Source organism: Phyllobacterium endophyticum (assembly GCF_003010935.1).
Taxonomy (GTDB): domain Bacteria; phylum Pseudomonadota; class Alphaproteobacteria; order Rhizobiales; family Rhizobiaceae; genus Phyllobacterium; species Phyllobacterium endophyticum.
In genome coordinates this window covers 227496-247952 of record NZ_PGGN01000001.1, presented here as the reverse complement: position 1 = coordinate 247952, position 20457 = coordinate 227496, and the positions used below count along the sequence as shown (strand labels likewise).

The 20457-nt window shown below is 57.6% G+C and carries 25 protein-coding genes; 16 read left to right on the top strand and 9 right to left on the bottom strand.

Annotation, left to right across the window (positions count from 1 at the left end):
* Positions 1-12: 12 nt before the first annotated feature.
* A complete protein-coding gene (lpdA, locus tag CU100_RS01230) occupies positions 13-1422 on the top strand; it encodes a dihydrolipoyl dehydrogenase (RefSeq protein ID WP_280951589.1) in 1410 nt (469 codons plus the stop codon).
* Positions 1423-1481: 59 nt separating this feature from the next.
* Here the strand turns inward: lpdA and CU100_RS01225 are convergent, their stop codons facing one another.
* The 3 genes from CU100_RS01225 to CU100_RS01215 form a co-directional block, all read right to left on the bottom strand.
* Complete coding sequence (locus CU100_RS01225; protein ID WP_183635494.1) at positions 1482-1844, bottom strand: hypothetical protein; 363 nt, start codon at positions 1842-1844, stop codon at positions 1482-1484.
* A gap of 147 nt (positions 1845-1991) precedes the next feature.
* Complete coding sequence (locus tag CU100_RS01220) at positions 1992-3050, bottom strand: TraB/GumN family protein (protein WP_106714742.1); 1059 nt, start codon at positions 3048-3050, stop codon at positions 1992-1994.
* A gap of 62 nt (positions 3051-3112) precedes the next feature.
* Positions 3113-4069 carry a tyrosine recombinase XerC gene (locus tag CU100_RS01215; RefSeq protein WP_106714741.1) on the bottom strand — a complete coding sequence of 319 codons (957 nt, stop codon included), beginning with the start codon at positions 4067-4069 and terminating at the stop codon, positions 3113-3115.
* 136 nt (positions 4070-4205) lie between these two features.
* Here CU100_RS01215 and rimM point away from each other — a divergent pair, with 136 nt between their 5' ends.
* The 6 genes from rimM (at position 4206) to leuC (ending at position 9636) form a co-directional block, all read left to right on the top strand.
* Positions 4206-4787: a ribosome maturation factor RimM gene (gene rimM / locus CU100_RS01210; protein WP_106714740.1), complete on the top strand. Its 582-nt coding sequence runs from the start codon at positions 4206-4208 to the stop codon at positions 4785-4787.
* Positions 4784-5512, top strand: coding sequence for a tRNA (guanosine(37)-N1)-methyltransferase TrmD (gene trmD / locus CU100_RS01205; protein WP_106714739.1), 729 nt, complete (start codon positions 4784-4786; stop codon positions 5510-5512). The genes rimM and trmD overlap by 4 nt, the downstream gene beginning before the upstream one ends.
* Positions 5513-5725: 213 nt before the next feature.
* On the top strand, positions 5726-6178 hold the full coding sequence (rplS, locus tag CU100_RS01200) for a 50S ribosomal protein L19 (protein WP_106715922.1): 453 nt from the start codon (positions 5726-5728) through the stop codon (positions 6176-6178).
* 313 nt (positions 6179-6491) lie between these two features.
* The gene (locus CU100_RS01195) at positions 6492-7286 is read left to right on the top strand and encodes a basic amino acid ABC transporter substrate-binding protein (protein ID WP_106714738.1); all 795 of its coding nucleotides are present in this window, start codon (positions 6492-6494) and stop codon (positions 7284-7286) included.
* Between the two features lie 8 nt (positions 7287-7294).
* On the top strand, positions 7295-8107 hold the full coding sequence (locus tag CU100_RS01190; protein WP_245418894.1) for an amino acid ABC transporter permease: 813 nt from the start codon (positions 7295-7297) through the stop codon (positions 8105-8107).
* Positions 8108-8226: 119 nt separating this feature from the next.
* A complete protein-coding gene (gene leuC, locus CU100_RS01185) occupies positions 8227-9636 on the top strand; it encodes a 3-isopropylmalate dehydratase large subunit (RefSeq protein ID WP_106714736.1) in 1410 nt (469 codons plus the stop codon).
* A gap of 58 nt (positions 9637-9694) precedes the next feature.
* On the opposite strand, the gene queF is transcribed toward leuC, so the two are convergent.
* The 5 genes from queF to CU100_RS01160 form a co-directional block, all read right to left on the bottom strand.
* Positions 9695-10126 carry a preQ(1) synthase gene (gene queF / locus CU100_RS01180; protein ID WP_407070303.1) on the bottom strand — a complete coding sequence of 144 codons (432 nt, stop codon included), beginning with the start codon at positions 10124-10126 and terminating at the stop codon, positions 9695-9697.
* A gap of 23 nt (positions 10127-10149) precedes the next feature.
* A complete protein-coding gene (locus tag CU100_RS01175) occupies positions 10150-10536 on the bottom strand; it encodes a 6-pyruvoyl trahydropterin synthase family protein (protein ID WP_106714734.1) in 387 nt (128 codons plus the stop codon).
* A 107-nt stretch (positions 10537-10643) separates the two neighbouring features.
* Positions 10644-11297, bottom strand: coding sequence for a 7-carboxy-7-deazaguanine synthase (gene queE / locus CU100_RS01170; protein ID WP_106714733.1), 654 nt, complete (start codon positions 11295-11297; stop codon positions 10644-10646).
* The gene (gene queC / locus CU100_RS01165) at positions 11294-12004 is read right to left on the bottom strand and encodes a 7-cyano-7-deazaguanine synthase QueC (RefSeq protein ID WP_106714732.1); all 711 of its coding nucleotides are present in this window, start codon (positions 12002-12004) and stop codon (positions 11294-11296) included. Before queC ends, queE begins: the two co-directional genes overlap by 4 nt.
* 80 nt (positions 12005-12084) lie before the next feature.
* A complete protein-coding gene (locus CU100_RS01160) occupies positions 12085-12498 on the bottom strand; it encodes a hypothetical protein (protein WP_106714731.1) in 414 nt (137 codons plus the stop codon).
* Positions 12499-12691: 193 nt separating this feature from the next.
* Between CU100_RS01160 and CU100_RS01155 the strand changes: the two genes are divergently transcribed.
* The 5 genes from CU100_RS01155 (at position 12692) to CU100_RS01135 (ending at position 16954) form a co-directional block, all read left to right on the top strand.
* A complete protein-coding gene (locus CU100_RS01155; RefSeq protein ID WP_106714730.1) occupies positions 12692-13165 on the top strand; it encodes a GNAT family N-acetyltransferase in 474 nt (157 codons plus the stop codon).
* A 362-nt stretch (positions 13166-13527) separates the two neighbouring features.
* Positions 13528-13926, top strand: coding sequence for a succinate dehydrogenase, cytochrome b556 subunit (sdhC, locus tag CU100_RS01150; protein WP_106714729.1), 399 nt, complete (start codon positions 13528-13530; stop codon positions 13924-13926).
* 17 nt (positions 13927-13943) lie between these two features.
* The gene (gene sdhD / locus CU100_RS01145; protein ID WP_106714728.1) at positions 13944-14327 is read left to right on the top strand and encodes a succinate dehydrogenase, hydrophobic membrane anchor protein; all 384 of its coding nucleotides are present in this window, start codon (positions 13944-13946) and stop codon (positions 14325-14327) included.
* A gap of 8 nt (positions 14328-14335) precedes the next feature.
* The gene (gene sdhA, locus CU100_RS01140) at positions 14336-16156 is read left to right on the top strand and encodes a succinate dehydrogenase flavoprotein subunit (RefSeq protein ID WP_106714727.1); all 1821 of its coding nucleotides are present in this window, start codon (positions 14336-14338) and stop codon (positions 16154-16156) included.
* A gap of 18 nt (positions 16157-16174) precedes the next feature.
* Entirely contained in the window at positions 16175-16954 is a 780-nt protein-coding gene (locus CU100_RS01135) for a succinate dehydrogenase iron-sulfur subunit (protein ID WP_106714726.1), read from the top strand.
* A 78-nt stretch (positions 16955-17032) separates the two neighbouring features.
* Here CU100_RS01135 and CU100_RS01130 read toward each other — a convergent pair whose 3' ends face one another.
* Positions 17033-17461 (bottom strand): OsmC family protein, encoded by a 429-nt coding sequence (locus tag CU100_RS01130; RefSeq protein WP_106714725.1) that lies wholly within the window; start codon positions 17459-17461, stop codon positions 17033-17035.
* A 174-nt stretch (positions 17462-17635) separates the two neighbouring features.
* On the opposite strand from CU100_RS01130, the gene CU100_RS01125 reads away from it, so the two are divergent.
* From CU100_RS01125 to CU100_RS01110, 4 genes are all read left to right on the top strand, one after another.
* Complete coding sequence (locus CU100_RS01125; protein WP_106714724.1) at positions 17636-18160, top strand: hypothetical protein; 525 nt, start codon at positions 17636-17638, stop codon at positions 18158-18160.
* A 27-nt stretch (positions 18161-18187) separates the two neighbouring features.
* Complete coding sequence (locus CU100_RS01120) at positions 18188-19228, top strand: aldo/keto reductase (RefSeq protein ID WP_183635495.1); 1041 nt, start codon at positions 18188-18190, stop codon at positions 19226-19228.
* Between the two features lie 106 nt (positions 19229-19334).
* Positions 19335-20027, top strand: a complete 693-nt coding sequence (locus CU100_RS01115; RefSeq protein WP_245418893.1) for a hypothetical protein — start codon at positions 19335-19337, stop codon at positions 20025-20027.
* Entirely contained in the window at positions 20024-20443 is a 420-nt protein-coding gene (locus CU100_RS01110; protein WP_106714722.1) for a PIN-like domain-containing protein, read from the top strand. Before CU100_RS01115 ends, CU100_RS01110 begins: the two co-directional genes overlap by 4 nt.
* Positions 20444-20457 lie beyond the last annotated feature (14 nt).

The window sequence follows — 20457 nt, the reverse complement described above, 5'->3', positions numbered from 1 at the left end:
GAAAAGGAATCAATCATGGCATATGATGTCGTCGTCATCGGAACCGGTCCGGGTGGCTATGTGTGTGCAATCAAGGCCGCGCAGCTTGGACTGAAGACGGCGGTGATCGAGAAGCGCGCTACTTTTGGCGGCACCTGCCTCAATATCGGGTGCATTCCGTCGAAGGCACTGCTGCATGCCTCGGAAGTCTTCCATGAGGCAGGTCATTCCCATGCCACTCTCGGTGTGGACGTAGGCACGCCAAAGCTCAACCTTCCCGCAATGCTTGCTCACAAGGATGCAACGGTCGAAGCCAACGTGAACGGCGTCGCTTTTCTGTTCAAGAAAAACAAGATCGATACGTTCATGGGGATAGGCCGGGTTCTGGGCGCCGGCAAAGTTTCTGTAACCGCCGAAGATGGCACGGTGCAGGAGATCGAGACGAAGAACATCGTCATCGCAACCGGTTCGGATGTAGCAGGCATCCCGGGCGTGAACGTCGAGTTCGACGAGAAGGTCATCATATCGTCGACCGGCGCGCTGGAGCTTGAAAGAGTACCAGAGCACCTTGTCGTCGTTGGCGGCGGGGTCATCGGCCTGGAATTGGGGTCGGTCTGGGCCCGGCTCGGCTCGAAGGTGACCGTCGTCGAATATCTCGACAAGATTCTCGGACCGATGGATGGTGAAGTCTCCCGCCAGTTCCAGCGCATGTTGGAGAAACAGGGTATTGAATTCAAGATGGGCGCCAAGGTTACCGGCGTTGAAAAGTCCGGCAAGGGCGCGAAGATCACGTTTGAACCAGTCAAGGGTGGCGAGGCTCAGATTGTCGAGGCCGACGTGGTTCTCGTCTCGACGGGGCGCAGGCCCTTTACGGATGGCGCCGGTCTCAAGGAAGCGGGCATCGAGATCGATGATCGCGGCCGCGTTGCCATCAACGATCATTGGCAGACCAATATACCTGGGATTTACGCCATCGGCGATGTGGTCAAAGGCGCGATGCTGGCGCACAAGGCGGAAGACGAGGGCATTGCAGTTGCCGAAATACTCGCCGGACAGGTCGGTCACGTGAACTACGATGCAATTCCGAGCGTCGTCTACACCCAGCCGGAGGTGGCGTCGGTCGGCAAGACCGAGGAAGAGTTGAAGGCCGCGGGCATCGAATACAAAGCCGGCAAATTTCCTTTCACCGCTAATGGAAGGGCGCGTGCCATGCTGCATACCGACGGTTTCGTCAAAATACTGGCCGACAAAACCACGGACCGTGTGCTCGGCGTTCATATCCTTGGCTACGGCGCGGGCGAAATGATCCACGAAGCGACAGTGCTGATGGAATTTGGCGGTTCCTCGGAAGATCTTGCGCGCACCACGCATGCACATCCGACCATGTCCGAGGCAGTCAGGGAAGCGGCTCTCGCCACATTCTTCAAGCCAATCCATATGTAAGATTTCGGCCAACGATAAAAAGGCCCGGACGTCCGGGCCTTTTTGATTCGGCATCCTGATTACTGTGCAGGTGCCGGTGCTGGAGCAGGCGCCGGTGTAGCAGGCGCCGGAGCTGTATCCGTCGGTGCTGTCTCGGTCGGAGCCGGAGTAGTCGGTGCCGGAGTTGTTGCTGCAGGCGGCGTCGCGGGTGCAGGCGTCGGTGCCGTATCGGTTGCCGGAGGCGTCGTCGTCGTGGTGTCCATCGCCGTATCGCTGCGGTTAAGGAAAAAATAGCCGCCGATCACCAGAGCGGCGATGATGAGGCCGGCAATGAGAAAGCCGCTTCCACCGCTCCTGTTGGTGACAACTGTGGAATTCGGGTGCACCGGGTCCGTCGGATCATTGCCCAATGGCCGCTGTTGCAGGTTCGGATCGTATGTCATTTCGTGTCCTCCATGACCTTTTCAGTACATTCCGATGAGAACAACGGCTTTGTATTCATAAGGTTCCGGATTCGCCAGAACAGCGCATTGGCAATTTGGACCTACAATTCGGCCTATACGTCGGCGTGGCCGCCGAATACTTGAAAACTATTGCCCGGCGCTAATCGAATAGCCGCGCTCCCGCAGAAGTGAAACCAGCCCCTGATTGCCCGGCAGATGCAAGGCACCCACTGCTATGAAGGCGTTTCCCCGATCGATGAGGGGAACGGCGCGTTCAGCCATTGTGCGGTTCCTGGCATTCACCATTTTCTCCTCGAATTCCGCGTAATTGGCACCGCTCGAACTGTCGGGTGCGACCGAGCGCATCAACGGAAAGATCATACCTATGTCGCCCCGCGTATAGAGTATCGTCATGGTCTCGAATATGTCGGGCAGTTCCGGACCCAAGGCCAGTGTCTCGATCAGTCCATCGATGTGAAACTGCGCCGGCAGTGATGCCATCGCTCCGAGCTGGTCCCTGATCGTCTCGAGCCCGGCGATCTGCTTGCCTTGGGCTTTGGCATCCTCGGCAAGTTTTATATCGAGAAATGCCGTTCCCTCTTTCGTTCGTGCAAGCTCGCAAGCCGGTACCGCAAGCATGCTGGTCAGCATCCAAGGTTGCATTCGATTGACGGCAGCGAGCGAGATGCCGCGCTCTGAAAGTGCAGTGCGGACAGTTTCAAGCTGATCCCCGGGAATAATCTTGTCCAGCGTCGTACCGTCCATGAACATCATCAGCTCAGGAGTTTCGGCCATGACCTTCACCGACGCCTTGGGATCAAGCACTTCGACCGTTTCGATTACGACCGTGTCGGCATTCCTATAGGCGAGGACCGCTGCATCGGAAAGCTTGAGGACGCGCGGGTCGGTAAGATGCATCGTTCCGTAAAGGAACGAAGGCTTCACGCCGGGCTTTTCGATCTTCCACAGAAGCCCCTTGCCGTTCACCGTGTTGGCGGCCTCCTTGCGCAAGGCCTCGAGCTTTACCGGATTCATCCCGGCGATGAGGTCGCGGCCACCGCAAGCGTTCTCTTCGGAGCGTGCACGCGTTGTGCCCGAAGCTACAATGAAGAAGCTCGCCAGCAGCAGCCAGCTCGAGATGAGGCAAAGCCGCAGAAGCCCCTCGGCGACAGTATCGAAAGTGGTAAATTTGTCGGTGTCGTTCATACCGGGTATCTATCCATAGCCTGCGGAGAAAGCGTTAATCTCCGCCTGTAAATTGTCGGTATTCAGGCGCGAGGATGCGCTTTTTCGTAGATTTCCATCAAACGTTCCGTATCGACTCCGGTGTACACCTGCGTCGTAGACAGGCTGGCGTGACCAAGCAGTTCCTGGATTGTGCGCAGATCCCCGCCACGTCCCAGCAAATGCGTGGCGAATGAATGGCGCAAGGCATGCGGCGTCGCCGTATCCGGCAGCCCCAGTGCGCCGCGCATCTTCTGCATGTCGCGCTGGATGATTGCCGGGTGCAGCTCGCCGCCGCGTGCGCCGCGAAACAATGGTTTGCCCTCCTCAAGATCGTAGGGGCAGAGCGCACGATATTCGGAAACGGCTCGGTGCACGACAGGCAGCAGCGGCACCATGCGCGTCTTTCCGCCCTTGCCCGTCACCAGGATCGAGCGCACGCCGTGATCTGTCAGCGCGCCGCCATCGAGGCCCAACGCCTCGGAAATACGCAGCCCGCAACCGTAAAGCAGGGTGAGAACCGCCGCATTGCGCGCCGCGATCCATGGCTCTTCATTCAGCTGCTCACCCATCTCGACCACACGGCGCGCGTCCACCATCGTCAATGGCTTGGGCAGGGATTTCGGCTGGCGCGGCGCCCGCATGGCGATGGACGCTGCGGCGTTGGCCATGCCCTGCTTTTCCAGAAAGCGCAGGAACGAACGGATTCCCGCGAGGCCGCGACCGAGCGTGCGCGCACCGGCACCGTCATTGCGGCGTCGTGCCAGGAATGAACGAAGATCTGCTATCCGCAGGCTCGCCACATCCTTGAGCGCCGGAGGTTCGCCGAGATGTCCGGTGAGAAACTGGAAGAATTGACGCGTGTCGCGCTCGTAGGCTTCCAACGTATTTGCCGCGAGCCGCCGCGTATTCTTCAGGGATTTCAGCCATGTTTCGCGGGCGTCGATCAGGTCTGGTCGAGCAGAAACGAGAAACTCTTCAGTTTGCGGCTGCACGCCCATGGCATCGTTCCCTAAATTTTTTCGCCTCCGACAATGGCACAAGACTTCTTACGAGAACGTTTCATAAGGCTTTTGGCGCTTGGTTTCGGTCGCCGTTTGCTCTAATTCGAAAGAATATGAGAACTGGAAGAAACCGATGGCGAAGTTGAATGACCCGATACAGTTGGCAGTGATTGGAGCGGCGCATGGAACGCGGGGCGAAGTCAGGGTCAAGACCTTCACGGGCGATCCGAACGCGCTGGCAGATTACGGTCCGCTCTACGATGTGACCGGCAGGGCGTTCGAAGTGCTTGATATCCGTCCGGCGAAGAATGTGGTTGTCGTGCGCTTTCGCGGCGTCAATGATCGCAATATGGCCGAGGCGCTGAACGGCACAACCCTGTTTATCGACAGGTCGCAGCTCCCGCAGGATCTGGACGAGGATGAATACTATCATTCGGATCTGATCGGTCTTGAAGCGATCGATGCCGAAGGCAACAGGCACGGCAAAGTATCGGCAATGTTCGATTTTGGCGGTGGCGATTTGCTCGAGCTGACTATCCCGGGCAAACGCCCCATGCTGATCCCGTTTACGATGCGGGCAGTTCCCCATGTCGACCTGAAGGCGGGGCACATTATTATCGATCCAGCGGCAGCCGGGCTTGTCCCCGATGAGAATGAGGATGAGGAAAGGCGCCGGCAACTCGGTGGTGAAGATGGCGGGAAAAAGCAATCATGACCGGGGCCAAGGGTGGTTTTCGCGCCACTGTGCTGACGCTCTATCCTGAAATGTTTCCGGGGCCCCTGGGCGTGTCGCTTGCCGGAAAGGCTTTGCAGGACGGCGCCTGGTCACTTGAACCGGTTCAGATCCGCGACTTCACCGCCGACAAGCACCGCATGGTGGACGACACGCCAGCTGGCGGCGGCGCTGGCATGGTCATGAAAGCAGACGTTCTGGCGCGGGCGGTCGATCACGTGACAGGCGGCGGGCGCGCGGCGGATGGCAGGCCGAAATTGTTCATGAGCCCGCGAGGCAAGGCCTTGACCCAGGCGCGCGTGCGGGAGCTTGCGTCTGGCCCCGGCGCAATCATTCTTTGCGGTCGTTTCGAAGGGGTGGATGAACGGCTGATCGAGGCCCGGGATTTCGAAGAAATCTCGATTGGCGATTACATATTGTCCGGCGGAGAGACGGCCGCGATCGTCGTTCTCGATGCGGTCGTGCGGCTTCTCCCCGGTGTCATGGGCAATGCCTTGTCCGGGGAAACGGAGAGCTTCGAGACAGGACTTCTAGAACACCCGCACTATACCAAGCCGCAGGAATGGGAAGGGCGGCGCATTCCCGATGTTCTTCTCTCCGGCAATCACGGCGCTATCGATAAATGGCGGCGCGCTGAAGCTGAAAGGTTGACCAGGGAGCGCAGGCCCGATCTTTGGCAGGACCATCGTGCTTCATCGAAGAAGTGAGCAGGCAAAAAGAATCGTCTCTGTAGGTGACAAACCGGCTTTTATGGTGTATCAGCCCGCCAACTCGGGAAATACCCAAGTCCATTAACAATGGCCATTAATCAATGAATGGTGAATTCGCTCCTGCTTCGTCGGAAGCATAGAAATGCGGCCATGCTGCTGTGTTTCAAGTGTCGAGCGCTCTGACTGTTTGAAAAACAAAGGATGAAGACGATGACCGTCGATATTATTCGTCAGCTCGATCTCGAGCAGAGAGCAAAAGTCGAAGCCAAGCGCGTGCTCCCGGATTTTCGCCCAGGCGACACCGTTCGTGTAAACGTCCGCGTGACGGAAGGTACCCGCACCCGCGTTCAGGCCTATGAAGGCGTTTGCATTGCTCGTAACGGCGCCGGCATTAACGAAAATTTCACTGTCCGCAAGATTTCCTACGGCGAAGGCGTCGAGCGCGTATTCCCGGTTATTTCTCCGCTCGTCGAAGGCGTTGATATCGTTCGCCGCGGCAAGGTACGTCGCGCCAAGCTTTATTATCTGCGTGGCCTGACCGGTAAGGCAGCCCGTATCGTCGAAAAGAAAGACAACCGCAAGAACAAGCCAGCTGTTCCAGTGACTGGTGCAGCCGAGACAGTCTCGGAAGCAACCGTTGCCAAGGCACCCGCCGCTGAGTAAGCGCGGTCACTGTCATTTTGAAAGAGGCGGTCTTCGGGCCGCCTTTTTTTGTTTCGTGGCACAATCCCGATGCGTGGTTCGACAAGCTCACCATGAGGGAAGTTGTTGGCTGCACGATAGTCGCCGATGTTGCAATGTTCTGGACTCACTGCAATCCGCCCACCTCCCTCATGGTGAGCTTGTCGAACCACGCGCAAAGCAAGTGCAATGTTCCAAATCGAATACCCTCAGATAGGCGAAGGCAGCAAGGGATTGACGCGCCAATGACAAGGTGAAATCTGTTGCCGACGCAAACAGGTGACAGGGGTTTGAGATGAACTTGCGATCCGTACTTTTGGCAGGGCTTATACTCGCCTTGACGCCGTTTTCTGCATGGGCTGCTGATCTGCCCGACCTTGGCGGCCGGAAAATTGCGGTCGTGACGGAGAATGCATATCCGCCGCTGCAATTCGTCGACCCGAAGACCGGCAGGGCTGTCGGGTGGGAATATGACGCGATGAACGAGATCGCCAGACGGCTCAATTTCAAGGTCGAATATCTCAACACCAGCTGGGACGCGATGATCCAGGCGGTCTCGGACAATCAGTACCAGATCGGCATGACCGGCATCACCATCAATGACGAACGCAAGCAGAAAGTGGATTTCTCAGAACCTTATATGCGCTCGGAGCAGTTCATGCTGGTGCGCGGCGACGAGAACCGCTTTACCGATCCGAAGAGCTTTGCCGACGCCAAAGATACGCTTGTGGGTGCACAGCCGGGTACCAGCAATTTCTACGTCGCCGTCTACAACGTGCTTGATGGCAACGAGCAGAACCCGCGCATCAAACTTTTCGAAACGTTCGGCGCGACCATCCAGGCGTTGAAAACGGGCGATGTCGATCTTGTTCTTACTGACAGCACGGCCGGCAAGGGCTATGTCGATGCGTCCGGCGGCGCCTTGAAGCTCATTGGCGGGCCGCTCGGCGCCGAGGATTTCGGTTTCATCTTTCCGAAGGGTTCTGATCTCGTCGCTCCTGTCAATGCAGCCATTGCTGCGCTGAAAGCGGATGGCACATTCGATGCGCTCAACAAGAAATGGTTCCTCGACTACAAGCTCGGGCAGTAATCCCGACTGTGCCGGATAACACGAAGAGCAGGGGACCTTCCGAGAAGGAATTCCCCTGGTGGCTGCTTGTTGCAGGGACGATTGCCATTGCACTTGGCATCGCCATTCTCGTCACTCCGATCTACGGACAGGTTTTTGCTACGGTCTCGCAGGGCATCTGGATTACTGTCTGGGTCTCGCTGCTGGCCTTCTTCCTCGCGTCGGCCCTCGGTCTTCTCCTCGCTGTAATGAGCCTTTCAGATCATATCGCAATAAGGCAGACGGCGCGATTTTATGTCGAGATTGTTCGCGGCATCCCCTTGCTTGTGCTGCTGTTCTACATCGCCTTTGTCGGTGCGCCGGCTGCAATCTGGCTGTGGAATTTCGTGACGCCGCCGCTGCATTCGGCAGGGCTTCTCGATCCGTTGCAAGTTCGCGATTTCTCGCTGCTCTGGCGCGCGATCATCGCATTGATGCTGGCCTATGCCGCTTTTCTCGCCGAGATTTTCCGGGCGGGCATTCAAGCGGTCGACAAGGGTCAGATCGAAGCTGCGAAAGCGTTGGGCCTCAAGCGTTTTGAGCGGTTCCGGCTGATCATCATGCCGCAAGCGATCCGCACCATCCTGCCGCCCTACGGCAATGATTTCATCTCGATGGTGAAGGATAGTTCGCTTGTCTCGGTCCTTGGCGTCGTCGACGTAACCCAGATGGGCAAGGTCTATGCCTCGGGCTCGTTCCGCTTCTTTGAAACCTATTCGGTCGTTGCCTATATATACCTCGTTCTGACCATCAGCCTGTCACTGGGGCTGCGCTGGCTGGAACGTCGTCTCAATCGCCGCTAAATCGAAAAGAGCGGCGCTTTGTCGCCGAATTATTACTTTTATCGCTTGTTTCTTGACGTATGTGGACCTCAAGTGCATATGTCCACGAACTAATCAGAAAGTCTCAAGGAAGTATCGCAATGTCTGCGCCACGCACTCTTTATGACAAGATATGGGATGACCATCTGGTCGATAGTCAGGAGGACGGCACATGCCTGCTCTATATCGATCGACATCTTGTGCATGAAGTGACCAGCCCGCAGGCTTTCGAAGGCCTGCGCCTCACCGGCCGCAAGGTTCGTCATCCGGAAAAGACGCTCGCCGTCGTGGATCATAACATCCCGACGTCGCCCGACCGGACCAAGCGTATCGAGAACAATGAAAGCCGTATCCAGGTTGAGGCTCTCGCCAGGAATGCGCTGGATTTCGGCGTCGAATATTATTCGGAGAAGGATATCCGCCAGGGTATCGTCCACATCATCGGGCCTGAACAGGGTTTTACCCTGCCAGGAATGACCATCGTCTGTGGTGATAGCCACACGTCCACGCATGGAGCTTTCGGAGCGCTCGCGCACGGCATCGGCACGTCCGAAGTCGAGCATGTTCTCGCGACGCAGACGCTGATCCAGTCTAAAGCCAAGAACATGCTGGTGCGGGTCGACGGCGTATTGCCGGCTGGCGTGACGGCCAAGGACATCATCCTCGCCATCATAGGCGAAATCGGCACCGCAGGGGGCACCGGTTATGTCATCGAATATGCCGGCGAGGCCATTCGCGCGCTGTCGATGGAAGGTCGCATGACCATCTGCAACATGTCGATCGAAGGCGGTGCCCGTGCCGGACTGATTGCGCCCGACGAGACGACATTCGCCTATGTGAAGGATAAGCCCCGCGCACCCAAGGGCGAGGCGTGGGACATGGCGCTTGAATATTGGAAGACGCTGCAGAGCGACGAGGGCGCGCATTTCGACAAGGTCGTGGTCCTCAACGCTGCGGACCTGCCGCCGATCGTATCGTGGGGTTCCTCGCCGGAAGACGTCATCTCCGTTACCGGCGCCGTGCCGAATCCGGACGAGATTCCGGATGAAACCAAGCGCTCATCGAAGTGGCGTGCTCTTGACTACATGGGGTTGAAGCCCGGCACGCCGATCACCGACATCAAGCTGGACCGCGTGTTCATCGGCTCCTGCACCAATGGTCGCATCGAGGATCTGCGCGAGGTCGCCAAGGTGGTCGAGGGCCATACGGTCGCGCCAACCGTGGATGCGATGATCGTACCGGGCTCCGGCCTCGTCAAGCAACAGGCGGAAGCCGAGGGTCTGGACAAGATTTTCAAGGCTGCCGGTTTCGACTGGCGCGAGCCGGGCTGTTCCATGTGCCTCGCGATGAACGATGATCGTCTGAAGCCCGGCGAACGCTGCGCTTCCACCTCGAACCGTAATTTCGAGGGCCGTCAGGGCTTCAAGGGGCGCACGCATCTCGTCTCGCCAGCCATGGCAGCGGCGGCGGCAATTGCCGGACATTTCGTCGATATCAGAGAGTGGAAGTAAGCTCTTTATCTCCCCCTTGTGGGGGAGATCATCGGCATCACCCGCCGGCACTAATCCATCACCGCCCCCGATAAGCCGGCACACCCTGGTCCGGCAGCCATAGACCTTCCGGTACCGGGCCCGTCTGCCAGAACACGTCTATCGGAATCCCGCCGCGCGGATACCAGTAACCGCCAATGCGCAGCCATAGCGGTTTGACTGCCTCGACGATGCGCTTGCCGATGCCGACCGTGCAATCCTCGTGAAAAGCGCCATGGTTGCGGAAACTGCCCAAAAACAGCTTCAGCGATTTCGACTCCACCAGCGTCTGGTCCGGGGCATAGTCGATGACCAGGTGACCGAAATCGGGCTGGCCGGTTACCGGACATAGAGAGGTGAATTCCGGACAGGCGAAGCGGGCGAGGAAAAGTGTTCCCGCCTGCGGGTTGGGCACTGCATCGAGGACGGCCTCGTCCGGATGCTGGGGAATTTTGACATCCTTGCCGAGCATCGTTGCTGTTTGCGCAAAATGACTCATGCTGCTTTCCTTTCGATCTCATATTCGCCCGCGTATTCGCAGCCTTCGCCGCAAGTGTCCCTGTATACCCCCACTTGCGCCAGGCCAGAAAGCGACCGGGCAAAGTGCCGCCACAACCACATGGAAATGTTTTCGAGTGTCGGCGTCTCCAGCCCATCGACCTCATTGAGGTAACGATGATCCAGTTTCTCATGGGCACTGTCGAAGGCGGCTTTAACCGTGCCTAGATCGGAGATCAGTCCGGTCTTGCCATCGGGTTTTCCTTCCAGCGTCACGCGAACGCGGAAACTGTGCCCGTGCAGGCGCGTGTTGATGTGCCCGTCGGGGAAGATGTGCGGCAGATGATGCGCCGCTTCGAACGTGAATTCGTTGAAGATTCTCATGGTTTTCCTTGTTCGCATTGGCGCAGTACAGGCGCCCGCTAAAGCAATTCCAGCAAAACTGTGTAACGGTTTTGGCAATCGAAATTGCGGTAAACAAAGGGCTTACCTCAAGGCAAACCCAGTATCTTGTGTGTCTGCGTGCTCAGCCGCCAAAGCGGATGGGCGAGGCAATAGGCCGCTGCAGATGCCACATGAGCGGCGGTTTGCGCCGGATCACCGATGACGTCAAGAGGCTGCAAATAGAAATGCTGGAACGAAAGCTGCTCGAACCGCGACGGGTGCGCCTCGCTTTCCTTCTGCGGATAGACCAGTTTCAGTTCGTTGCCGCTGGTCTGGACGAGCGGCGCTGATGCCTTGGGCGAAACGCAGATCCAGTCGATATCCGCCGGTGCCGCGATGGTGCCGTTGGTCTCGATACCGACCTCGAAGCCGCGTGCGTGAAAAGCGTCTAACAGGGGCAGGTCGAGCTGGAGCAGGGGCTCGCCGCCGGTGCAGATGACGTAGGGTTGTCCTCCACCGCCAGCAGGCCAAGCGGAAGCAACGCTGTCGGCCAGAGCGTCTGCCGTCTTGAACTTGCCGCCGCCCGGACCATTGACGCCGACGAAATCCGTATCGCAGAACTTGCAGATCGCTTCTTCGCGGTCGCGCTCGAGCCCGGACCACAGGTTACAGCCGGTAAAACGCATGAACACGGCAGCCCGGCCTGTGTGGTTGCCTTCACCCTGCAGCGTCAGGTAGATTTCCTTGACGGCATAGGTCATGCGGCTTCGGCCTTGAACTTCCGCCATCCGTTCGCGCGCAATTCGCAGGCGGGGCAGGTGCCACAGCCATACCCCCAGTTGTGACGTTGCGTGCGATCGCCAAGATAGCAGGTGTGGGTGTGTTCCATGATCAGGTTGAGCAGGGATTGCCCGCCAAGATCCCGCGCAAGAGCGAAGGTCTCCGCCTTGTCGAGCCACATCAATGGCGTTTCAATCGTCATGCGGCGGTCCAGTCCAAGCGACAGCGCTACCTGCTGGGCTTTCAACGTGTCATCGCGGCAATCGGGATAACCGGAATAATCCGTCTCGCACATGCCGCCGACGATCACGCGAAGGCCGCGCCGGTACGCCAGTGCACCGGCGAGGGTGAAGAACAGCAGATTGCGGCCCGGAACAAAGGTATTGGACAAGCCATTATCCGCCATTTCGATTGCAATATCCTGCGTCATGGCAGTGGATCCGAGCTGGCCGATAATACCTGCATCCAGCAGATGATCATCGCCGAGCCGCTCTGCCCATTCGGAAAACGTTCGCCTGAGCGCGCCACGAAATTGGCTGCGCACTTCAAGCTCGATACGGTGCCGCTGGCCATAATCGAAGCCGACGGTTTCGACGCGGTCGAAGCGCGAAAGCGCCCAGGCAAGACAGGTGGCCGAATCCTGCCCGCCGGAAAACAGGACGAGTGCGCCGTCGGTACTACGAGCCATGCATTCTTACCTCTTGAAAGCGGCCCCATTACAGGGCGCCGGTCACAGAGGCAAATCAAATCTCGGGACGCAAGTTTCGGTCAGCAGCCCGGATGACCAAGAATGATGGTCGAGTTGCGGTCGATGCCGTACTGGTAGCCGAGGCCCTTGACCATTATCGGGCTGTCGCAGCTTGTATTGGGCGGCGGGACCACGCCGATCACCATCGGATCGGCTGGTGGAGAAATAATCGCCGGTTGCTTGCTGCCACGGCGGTAAACCGGAACTTCACTGCGGATACGGCGTCCCACCACGTCGGATTGAGCTGCCGCGCCGCCTACGAAGATTATCTTGGACCCGCCTGCCTCGTAATAGACGATGTTTCCATACTCATCGCCGAATGAGTTGCCGGCATTTATTTTATTGTCCGCAACCGCCGGGGCAGCCAATCCGATCGACAGTACTGTCGTGGCGACCAGCCGCCACATGACAAAGGCATTTTTTCTGGCCAGCATTGATGCATTCCTTCGCGACCCGAACCGTTCTTCAGACAGATTAACCCTTTATTAACAATTGTCATCTGCACCGGCGGTAATCAAATCGATTTTCATGCTCCGCGCAGGTTGACGGGCGTGCCGCAATCACCCAATCCTCGCAATAGATGAGAACACTGCTGCTGCGGCAGTCACGAAGGGACGGAATGCGACCATGACCAAGAAAAGCGCGGACGACCATGCCATCGACATTTCCCTGCTGCATCTCAGTCATGCCCATGAGTTCGCGCCGCTTCTTGCCAGCTATGCCCAAGCCTTGAAAAGGGGCGCCCCGCGCCGTCCGGACGATTATTATGCGGAGAACCTGCTGCGCGACCGCACGGCCGAAATTGCAGGTGCGCGTCTCGATGGCGTGCTCGTCGGCTTTGTCATCTTCTATGATCTTCCGGAGCCGGTGTCGGGCATGCGTGCGGGACAGGTGGATCATATCTACGTTCATCACGACCATCGCGGCAAAGGTATTGCCAAGGCTTTGATCGACGTGCTCGCCGACAAGGCGGAGGAGCGGGGCTGGACCAAGCTGTCGCTCAATGCGCCGCGGGTTCCTGAAGATGGCCGCAAGCTCTATGAACAGGTGGCCGCTTCCGCGGACTGGACCAGCTTCATCATCCGCTTCGGCAACCAATGATCGCGATCACCGCCGGAACGGTGCGAACAGGAGAATATCCTGCGCGCGACCTGTCCTGCCGCATAAGACGATAGTATAAATCTGATGATTCTAACCTCGCGGCCGGGAGCCCGGAAGATTTATTTTCGCAGGGCACACGTGCTTTGCTTTCCCACTCTAGCCCACGTTTTTACCGCTTTAAACGATTGAATTCTAAGCACAAACCTTATTGACTTGCTATTGAAGCCGATTCGCCGCATGAGGTGGCGGAATGGGGCTTTGACGCAGTGCAAAAACCGGATTAAAACCCCTCTAAATTGCCTCTATCCAGCCTTTTCGGCCCTGCCCGCCAGTCCAGGCGAGCGCTTATCATTGGGGACGCTATGAGCAAGACAAGTTTGCACTCGAACCGGCCATTGTCGCCGCATTTGCAGATCTACAAGCCGATTCCCACCATGGTCATGTCGATCGTCCACCGTATTACCGGATCGGCGCTTTATGTGGGCACACTCCTGGTCGCATGGTGGCTTATAGCAACTGCGACAAGCGAGCGGCAGTTCGACATCGTCAACATGGTCTACGGGTCATGGGTCGGTCTGCTGATCCTGCTTGGTTACACCTGGGCCCTTATTCACCACATGATAGGCGGTATACGCCATCTGGTCTGGGATACGGGACGCGGCCTGGAAAAGCGCAGCACGACGAGAATGGCGTGGGCAAATCTTGTCCTGTCCATTGTCCTGACGATCCTGGTCTGGATCGCCGCATTCACCATAGCCTAGTTAAAGGAGGCGGAACGATGAGCGACATGCGCACGCCGCTTAAGAAGGTTCGCGGGCTTGGCTCCGCGAAAGAAGGTACGGAACATTTCTGGCGTCAACGGCTTACCGCGATGTCGAATATTCCGCTGATCCTGTTTTTCATCGGGCTTATCCTCTCGCTCCACGGGGCAAGCTATGCCGAGACGAAAGCGGCCCTCTCGCACCCGCTGACTGCGCTCGTGATGCTGATGGTAATTGTCTCGCCGCTATACCATATGCGTCTTGGAATGCAGGTCATCATCGAAGACTACGTACACGGCGAAGGCACAAAGGTCGTGCTCCTGATGCTCAATACCTTCTTTGCACTTGGTGTTGGTATTGTCTGCATCTTCGCGATCCTCAAGCTGAGCTTCGGAGTTTAACCTCGATCATGGCACCCACAGACAAAGCCTACACATTCGTCGACCACAAGTTCGACGTGGTCGTAGTCGGCGCCGGGGGCGCGGGATTGCGCGCCACTCTTGGCATGGCCGAACAGGGCCTGAAGACAGCCTGCATCACCAAGGTTTTCCCGACCCGTTCCCACACGGTCGCCGCGCAAGGCGGCATTGCGGCCTCGCTCAGCAACATGGGTCCGGATTCCTGGCAATGGCACATGTATGACACGGTCAAGGGGTCGGACTGGCTTGGCGATACCGACGCCATGGAATATCTGGCGCGCGAGGCGCCTGCCGCGGTCTACGAGCTGGAGCATTACGGTGTGCCGTTCTCCCGCACCGAGGAGGGCAAGATCTACCAGCGGCCCTTCGGCGGCCACATGATGAATTACGGCGATGGCCCGCCCGTGCAGCGTACCTGCGCAGCCGCCGACCGGACCGGTCATGCGATCCTGCACACGCTCTACGGCCAGAGCCTTCGCCACAATGCGCAGTTCTTCATAGAATATTTCGCGCTAGATCTCATCCAGGATGAAGACGGCACGATCGCCGGTGTTGTGGCTTGGAACCTCGACGACGGTACGATCCATCGCTTTGCTGCCAAGATGGTGGTCATGGCGACGGGCGGCTACGGCCGTTCCTATTTCTCCGCGACCTCGGCTCATACCTGCACAGGCGATGGCGGGGGCATGGTCGCGCGGGCCGGCCTGCCCTTGCAGGACATGGAGTTCGTGCAATTCCATCCGACCGGCATATATGGCGCCGGCTGTCTGATCACCGAAGGCGCACGCGGCGAGGGGGGCTATCTGGTCAATGCCGAGGGCGAGCGCTTCATGGAGCGCTATGCGCCCTCGGCCAAGGATCTTGCGTCGCGGGACGTGGTTTCGCGCTGCATGACGCTGGAAATCCGCGAAGGCCGCGGCGTCGGCAAGAACAAGGATCACATCTTCCTGCATCTGGATCATCTCGATCCGGCAGTCTTGCACGAGCGCCTGCCGGGCATTTCGGAATCGGCGAAGATTTTTGCCGGCGTCGACCTTACAAAGGAGCCTATCCCGGTTCTGCCGACGGTTCACTACAACATGGGCGGGATTCCTACCAATTACTGGGGCGAGGCGCTCAATCCGACGGTCGAGGATCCTGATCGCATCCAGCCGGGCCTGATGGCCGTCGGCGAGGCAGGCTGTGCCTCGGTGCACGGCGCCAACCGCCTCGGCTCCAACTCGCTGATCGATCTTGTGGTGTTCGGCCGCGCCGCCGCGATTCGTGCTGGTCAGGTCATAGACCGCAACACGAAGATCCCCGACATCAATGAAGCTTGCGTGACCAGGATCATGGATCGGTTCGATCGTCTGCGTCACGCAAATGGCGGCACTCCGACGGCTGCGCTGCGCGAGAAGATGCAGAGAACCATGCAGGAAGACGCAGCTGTGTTTCGAACCTCGGAATCACTGAAGTCCGGTGTGAGCCGCATCGAGCAGATATGGCGCGAACTGCCGGACGTCAAAGTCACCGACCGCTCCATGATCTGGAATTCCGATCTCGTGGAAACGCTGGAGCTTGAAAATCTCATGGCCAATGCCATCACTACGGTCGTTGCCGCAGAAGCTCGCAAGGAAAGCCGCGGTGCCCATGCGCACGAGGACTTCCCAAACCGCGACGACGTCAACTGGCGCAAGCACAGCCTTGCGTGGCTGGCGCCAGACGGCAAGGTAACCCTAGCATACCGACCCGTTCATCTCGAACCGCTGCTCAAGGAAGAGGATGGCGGTATCAGCCTCGCCAGAATCGCGCCGAAGGCGCGGGTATATTGACCAGGGAACCGGAATATCATGGTTGAACTTGCACTTCCCAAAAATTCGCAGATGCGCCCGGGCAAGACCTGGGATCGTCCGCAGGGCGCCAATAATCTGCGGGAGTACCGGGTCTACCGCTGGTCGCCGGACGACGGCGAAAATCCGCGCATAGACACCTATTATGTGGATCTCGACGATTGCGGCCCGATGGTTCTCGATGGCCTTTTGTGGATCAAGAACAAGATCGACCCGACCCTGACGCTCCGCCGTTCCTGCCGCGAGGGCATTTGCGGCTCCTGCGCCATGAATATCGATGGTACGAACACGCTCGCCTGTACCAAGGGCATGGACGAAATTAAGGGCGCAGTGAAGATTTACCCGCTACCGCATCTTCCGGTGGTGAAGGATCTGGTGCCGGACCTGTCGAACTTCTATGCCCAGCATCGTTCGATCGAGCCATGGCTGAAGACAGTCTCGCCGGAACCGGCAAAGGAATGGCTGCAGAGCCATGAGGACCGCGCCAAGCTGGATGGCCTCTATGAGTGTATCCTTTGCGCGTGCTGCTCGACATCGTGCCCCAGCTACTGGTGGAATGGCGACAGGTATCTCGGACCGGCCGTGCTTCTGCAGGCCTATCGCTGGTTGATCGACAGCCGCGACGAGGCGACCGGCGAGCGTCTCGATAATCTTGAGGATCCGTTCCGGCTCTATCGCTGCCATACGATCATGAACTGCGCGCAGACTTGCCCGAAGGGTTTGAATCCCGCCAAGGCAATTGCCGAAATCAAGAAGATGATGGTGGAGCGGCGCGTCTGATTTTGCACAGCAGCGATGACATCAAAATAAAAATGGGCGCTCCAGGCGCCCGAATTGATTCTGCCGCTACTCAAGCAATCAAGCCAGCCTGGCATCCAGCGTAAGCTCGATCGCGCCGAGGGCCTTTGACACCGGGCAGTTGGCCTTGGCTTTGTTGGCCAGCTCGTTGAAGGTCGCTGCATCTATGCCGGGCACATTGCCGACAAGGGTCAGTGCGCTCTTGGTGATCGCGCCCTTGGCGGGATCGAGCGTCACGACTGCCTTGGCTTCGAGCTTTTCAGCCGGAGTGCCGTTTTCCGCGAGGAAGTGGGAGAGCTGCATGGCAAAGCAGCCCGCATGAGCCGCCCCCAGCAATTCTTCGGGATTGGTGCCGGAGGTGCCGCTTGCGTCCTCGAAGCGTGCCTTGAAGTTGTAGGGGAGACCTTTCAGGGCGCCGCTTTGGGTGTCGAGCGTGCCCTGGCCATCCTTCAGCGCGCCTTTCCAGATTGCTGTTGCTTGTCTGTCCATGTGTATCTCCCTTATTGAGTTGCTTGAAAGACGTGTGGCCGCGCCATTAGGGGCGCTTGGCTGGTGTTAGCATAGTTCCGTATCATATCCATGGCACCCTATTATTCCACTGCCTAATTTACGCCGTCATTTCTGTCCTTTTAATCTAGATATTTTTAAAGAGGTTTTTTGATTATGCATATTGCTCTGGCAGTTTTCGTGCTCGTTGGCGGCGGGCTCTTCTGGTGGCACAGGTTGAAGATATTCAATGAGGCGGCAAGTGATGTCATCGACGGCGCCGGGAGAATGCGCGGGCATTTCCGGCGCAGGAAAATACGCCTGCAGGCCGAGCATTCCCCGCTGGGCGCGATCGACGACCCGGTTCTTGCCGCAGCGACGCTGATATTTGCAATCATAGCGGAGGATACACTGATTACGGAAAATCATATCGATGCCGCGAGGAATGTCATCGTTGAAATAAGCCATCCCAAAAAAGCCGATGCGGCGATGATCTATGCAAAATGGGCTTTCAGCCAGATTGGCGATACCGCACTCGTGATCGAAAAAGTCTCTCCCTTGTTGCGCCAGCAGCTTACTGAAGTGGAAAAGTTCGAATTGATTGCTATGGTAGACGAGGCCGCTACCGCCGTTCCCGTCTCCCACCATTACGGCCAGCGTGTCCAAAAGCTGAAGCAGAGGCTCGGCCTGGAAATCGACTGATCAACCTCAAAGTGAACAGGAAATCCCGTGAAACTGAAGAAACTCGGCAGGACCGATATCGAAGTCACTGAAATCTGTCTCGGCACCATGACCTGGGGCGTTCAGAACACCGAAACCGATGCGCACAATCAGATCGACTATGCGCTCGACGCGGGCATAAATTTCATGGACACGGCGGAAGTCTACGCAATCCCGGCGAGCGCCGATACCTATGGCAAGACCGAGAGCCACATCGGAACATGGTTCAGGAAGTCGGGCAAGCGCGACAAGTTCGTGCTCGCCACCAAGATCTCCGGCGGCGGTACGAGCTGGATTCGGAATGGCGCACCGCCAAGCCGCAATTCGGTGCGCGAAGCGGTGGAAGGCAGCCTGAAGCGTCTTCAGACCGATTATATCGACCTCTACCAGGTCCATTATGCCGCCCGCGGTCATTATCATTTCGGCACCGCCTGGAATTACGCTCCGCACAACCAGGACAGGTCGCAGGTCATCGAACAGATGCAAGATGCACTACAGGGATTGGGCGACATGGTGAAGGAGGGCAAGATTCGTGAGATCGGCCTTTCCAATGAGACGGCCTGGGGCATCGGTCAATGGCTGAAACTCTCCGAGCGGCATGATCTGCCGCGCGTGGCTTCGGTGCAGAACGAATATAGCCTGCTCCAGCGCGTCTTCGATCTCGATCTTGCCGAGCTGAGCCACCACGAGAATGTCGGCCTGCTCGCCTATTCGTCACTGGCTTCCGGTGTGCTTACGGGCAAATACCTGGACGGGAAAATCCCGGCGGGCACGCGCGGCGCTATCCAGCCTGGCGGCCTGTGGCGCAACAGTGAATATTCCGCTCCGGCCGTGCGTGCCTATATCGAGCTTGCACGCAAGCATGATCTCGATATAGCGCAGATGGCGATTGCCTTTGCACTGACTCGGCCCTTCATGACCTCGGTCATTATTGGCGCAACGTCGATTCAGCAGCTGAAGACCGATATCTGGGCCAGCCGGATCGCGCTTTCGCCGGAACTGCTCAAGGAGATCGACGCGATCTATCGCAAGTATCCGCGTCCGCTCTAGGTCGGCTAGATACCGTGCGTTCGGTTACCTCCATTCAACGCCGTAAGCGTCGTATTGACACTGAGCGGACAAACTGAATCTATGTTTGGAAATGGAGTCGTTCCAGATGGATGGTCTGATTGGCATCGGAGCCTACACACCTGCGGAAGCGGGTAGGCTCTTGCGCGTCCATCCCTCAAAAATCTCCCGATGGCTTCGGGGTCACAGCATCCAAGGGAAGCTGTACGAGCCACTATGGATGCCCGAGATCAATCTGGATGATGAACGGGTGTACCTTGGATTTCGCGATCTTATGGAGATAAGAGTCGCTGACGCTTTCATTCGGGCTGGAGTTTCGGCCATTCGCATCCGCGCGACAATTATGGCGGCTCGTGAAATCATTGGACAAGACCATCCCTTATCTACGGATAAATTTCGAACTGACGGACGCGAGATATTTCTTCATACCGTTGAAACCGATGAGTACGGACAAGAACGTGAACGCCTCCTGAATCTTTTCCGTCAGCAATACGAGTTCAAGGGAATTATTGATCCTATCCTGAAAACTGTTGATTTCAGTGCTGACGGAAACCCACTGGTATGGTGGCCAGGTGGCCGCAAGCTGAATGTCGTAGTCGATCCGGCCCGGTCCTTCGGTCAACCCATTGACGCGAGATCAAGTGTTCCAACGGCTGTGTTGGCGGCTGCCGGAATGCAAGAAGGCATCACGGGCGCTGCATTGGCATTTGCAGTCACTGAAGCTTCAATTCGCCGGTCGATTGATTTTGAAAGTCTCATGAAGCATCGGGCTGCGGCGTGAAGGTGCTATTCGACAATTGTACCTCACCTGTAGTGGCGTCCACACTCAATGGCTATATTAAGCACTTTAGAGGTGCCGCTTTCCATATAATGGATGTGCCAGGACTACCGAAGGGCCGACATTCGGCCGACATCGATTGGATAGACCACTTACGCAAAGCATCAGAAAAATGGATATTCGTCTCTGGTGACGGAAGGGTACTGAAAAATCCGGTGGAGCGCGCAGCGTCGCGATCCGCCGGACTGCATGGTTTCATATTGGCTCCGGCCTATCAAAAGACGACCCTCAATAAAGTCGCTGCTACCATCGTCTGGCACTGGCCTGAAATCGTCAAAATCACGGAGCTTCTGGCGGCTCCTTCAATGCACGAGATTCCTATTGGCAGAATGACAAAACTCCGCCAACTGCCCGTTTAGCCAGAATGCTCGTT